The organism is Nevskia soli (assembly GCF_903970205.1).
Classification (GTDB): Bacteria; Acidobacteriota; Terriglobia; order Bryobacterales; family Bryobacteraceae; genus Bog-113.
The window spans coordinates 1-3234 of record NZ_CAJCHS010000140.1 but is presented as its reverse complement, the minus strand read 5'-3'; the positions used below and the strand labels follow the sequence as shown (position 1 = coordinate 3234).

Below are 3234 nucleotides of genomic sequence, written 5' to 3'. Positions count from 1 at the left end.
TGAGCAAGGTATTTGGTGGATCGGACCGGCTACACTCCACGAACAGTCGCTGCCCGACTTGAGCGAGCATTGGGCGAGTAGCGGACTTACTGTGTTTCGGCGCGGGGCGGCGAGAGTAATCTTCGATTGCGGTGAGATGAGCCGCGGCGGGGCCGGCCACAGCCATGCCGATGCTTTGGCGGTAACCCTTAGCTTGGATGGACAAGAGATCCTAACAGATCCAGGCGCCTTCACTTACGTCAGTGACCCAGCCGCCCGCGACTGGTTTCGCGGAACCTTAGCGCACTCTACGGTGCGGTTGGGGGGCCTTGACCAGGCGGATCCGGTGCATCCGTTCCGATGGGCAAATAAGCCCGAAGTCTCGCGTGTTACTGCTGAACAATGGAGCGCGACGGGACGATGCACCTATCGCGGGTGGTTTCACGAGCGATCGGTGGACTGGACTGATCAACGGGTGCTGCTAATTCGTGACCGCGTGTCAGGGCCTGCGCTAGAGCAAGTCTGGCACTCCGCGCTTCCAATCATACGTGTCGATTCGCATCACTTTGCGATCGGGCCTGTGGAGATTTTCATCGATCCGCAACTGCGAGCGGAGATCCGGCCGGCGTGGCGTTCGCCTGTCTTTGGTACCCGCGTGCCGAGTTCGATTCTGCACTGTGTTTGCGATTCTCCCGTGATTGAGGCGCTGGTCACCAGGATCGTCCTGCCGTGAGCGACCGCAAGCGCATTCTGCTCCTTTCGCATTGCCTCGATCTGGGCGGGAGCGAGCGGCAGTTGACGGAGGTCGCAAAGGCTCTCGATCCGGCGCGGTACGACGTCCGTGTCGGCTGCTTCGTGTCCGGCGGGATTCGGACCGCGGAGATCAAGGCCGCCGGGATTCCAATTGTGACGTTTCCGATCCACTCGTTCTTCTCGTTTGGAGCGGTCAGGCAAGCGCTTCGCCTCGCCGACTACATTCGTTCGCAGCGGATCGATCTGGTGCATGCGTTCGATGTTCCGATGGACATCTTCGGTGTCCCCGCCGCGAAGCTGGGCAGAAGCCCGGTGGTGCTGGCAAGCCAGCGGGCGCACCGCAGCCTGGCCGGCACGATGCGGCTGCGGATTCTGCGTCTTACCGATCGCATGGCCGATGCGATCGTGGTGAATTGCGAATATATCCGGCGGCATCTTGTCGAGGACGAACATGTGCCCGACTCTCGCCTACGGCTTTGTTACAACGGCCTTGACGCGAATGCTTTCGGGTTTCGCGAACGGCCAGTTCGAGAACTCTTGACGATCGGCGTGGTGTGCGCGCTGCGGCCGGAGAAGGACCTTGAGCTACTTATCCGATCCTTCGAACAGGTGAGTCGGCAAGTACCGAGCCGGGTTCTGATTGTGGGCAGCGGGTCCATGCTCGAGCAGCTAAGACGAGTGGCCGGCGACGGCGTGGAGTTTGTCCCTGCCACGAACGACGTTGCGCGCTGGATGCATGGGATCGATATCTTCGTGTTGCCGTCGAAGACCGAAGCCCTTTCGAACTCGCTGATGGAAGCGATGGCGTGCGGGTGCGCGTGCGTCGCGTCGGATGTCGGCGGGAACCCGGAGCTGATGGGGCGGAACGAGCGCGGGCTTCTGTTTGCGCCGGGCGATCTGGACAGCCTTTCGGGCGCGCTGACGACACTACTGCTCGATGCGGGGATGCGGCGAAGTTACGCGACTTCGGCGCGGAAGTTTGTCGAAGAGAACCTCGCGATTGCGGCTTCGGTGACGCGGATGGCCGGCATCTACGAAGAGTTTCTAAGTCGGCGTCACGGACGTTAGGCGATCGCGGAGTTCGCGGGCGTTTTGGCGGAGATCGTACTGATCGAGAACCTTGCGGCGACCGTTCGCGGCGATCTGATGGCGGAGGTCCGGGTTAGCGATAAGACGTTCGATGGCGTCGGCCAAAGCTTGCGCGTCGGCCGGCGGCACGAGCAGGCCTTCGACGCCGTCTTCGATCAGCTCCGGCACGCCGGTTACGCGCGTGGCGACGCAGGGGATCTCAAGGGCCATGGCTTCCATCAGGACGACGGGGACGCCTTCGGCGAAGCTGGCCAGGGTGAAGCAGTCGGATTCGCGCAGGCGCGCCCGGACTGCGTCGTTGGGAAGCGCGCCCGTGAACTCGACGTTCCCGCCGAGGCGTTCGAGACGCTCGCGCTCGGGCCCGCCGCCGACGATGGTAAGTTTCACGGCATGACCGCGCCTGGTTAGTTCAATGGCTGCACTTATTAAGAATCCGTATGCCTTTACCGGGACTAAGCGGCCTACGCAGATGATTCGAAAGACGCCGGACGGCTGCGGCGGGACAGGTTGGAAGTTCTCCGGGTCGATTCCGAGCCTGACCATGACTACTTTGTCCCAATCCTCCGGTTCCGAGAAGCGCATGATCTGGCTGCAGCCGTAACGGCTGATCCCGATGACTAGTTTCGCGGTGTGAACCTTCTCGGCCATGCAGAAACCTACAGGATCGATGAACTCATCCGAGCCATGGATGGTCATGGAGACCGCTGTACCGAAGATGCGGGCTATCAGGAGCGTGGTTAGTGAGGCGAAGTGGGTGTGGACGTGGTCTACGCCGCGAGTTTGGAACCATTGACCCGCGGTTACCGCTTCGCCGAAGAATCGTAAGTGCCTGACTAACACTCTCAAGTTCCATTTGGCTAGCTTCACCGCTTCGAGTAATCCGGATAAATAGCGCCCGGGACGGACTAGTATTGTTTTCAGGTGAGATGTCGGCCAGTGCTTCGCATCGGCACGAATGTAATAGGCCCGTTCAGCCTCGGCTCTTTCCCCGGTTGATAGTTGATTGATAGGGCGATCGGGATTTCGGATTGACGCGACTGCGATGTCCAGTCCCAGGTTCCTCAGCTCACAAATCTCTCGGAAAATGAAGCTATGGCTTAAGGTCGGGTACTGACTGATCAAGTAACCGACTTTATGGGACAACGAATACCGCCGGTTCGCCGGTCGCGACTACAGCGCCCGAGCCATTGCGGAAGAGCACCTGGTAATAGAGTACGCGGCCGCTAATTCCGGGAATGGATATCGAGCAGGCTCTTGTGCAGGGTACTCCGCGTAGTTGAGTGCCCTCGGTTGTCGCAAAGTAGAATGGCGTTGTCTCGTTAATCTTTTCCAAGGCAACCGCGCAGGCTTCCGCGCGCGACGTGCAGTAATAACTCGACGGCGCGCCCCACTCGGCATAGCCAAACTGCACGA

General features: G+C 60.4%; 4 protein-coding genes. 2 read left to right on the top strand and 2 right to left on the bottom strand.

Going from position 1 to position 3234, the window contains the following annotated elements; translation table 11 throughout:
- Together H1Y01_RS06485 and H1Y01_RS06480 are read left to right on the top strand one after the other, a co-directional pair.
- The coding region (locus H1Y01_RS06485) for a heparinase II/III family protein (RefSeq protein ID WP_180539627.1) at positions 1-712 on the top strand (712 nt) is incomplete at its 5' end.
- Positions 709-1800 carry a glycosyltransferase family 4 protein gene (locus H1Y01_RS06480; protein ID WP_180539626.1) on the top strand — a complete coding sequence of 364 codons (1092 nt, stop codon included), beginning with the start codon at positions 709-711 and terminating at the stop codon, positions 1798-1800. The genes H1Y01_RS06485 and H1Y01_RS06480, both read left to right, overlap by 4 nt.
- Here the strand turns inward: H1Y01_RS06480 and H1Y01_RS06475 are convergent.
- Together H1Y01_RS06475 and H1Y01_RS06470 are read right to left on the bottom strand one after the other, a co-directional pair.
- Positions 1777-2661, bottom strand: coding sequence for a glycosyltransferase family 4 protein (locus H1Y01_RS06475; protein ID WP_257644420.1), 885 nt, complete (start codon positions 2659-2661; stop codon positions 1777-1779). The genes H1Y01_RS06480 and H1Y01_RS06475 overlap by 24 nt on opposite strands.
- Positions 2662-2953: 292 nt before the next feature.
- A partial coding sequence (locus H1Y01_RS06470) for a hypothetical protein (RefSeq protein ID WP_180539624.1) occupies positions 2954-3234 on the bottom strand: 281 nt, incomplete at its 5' end.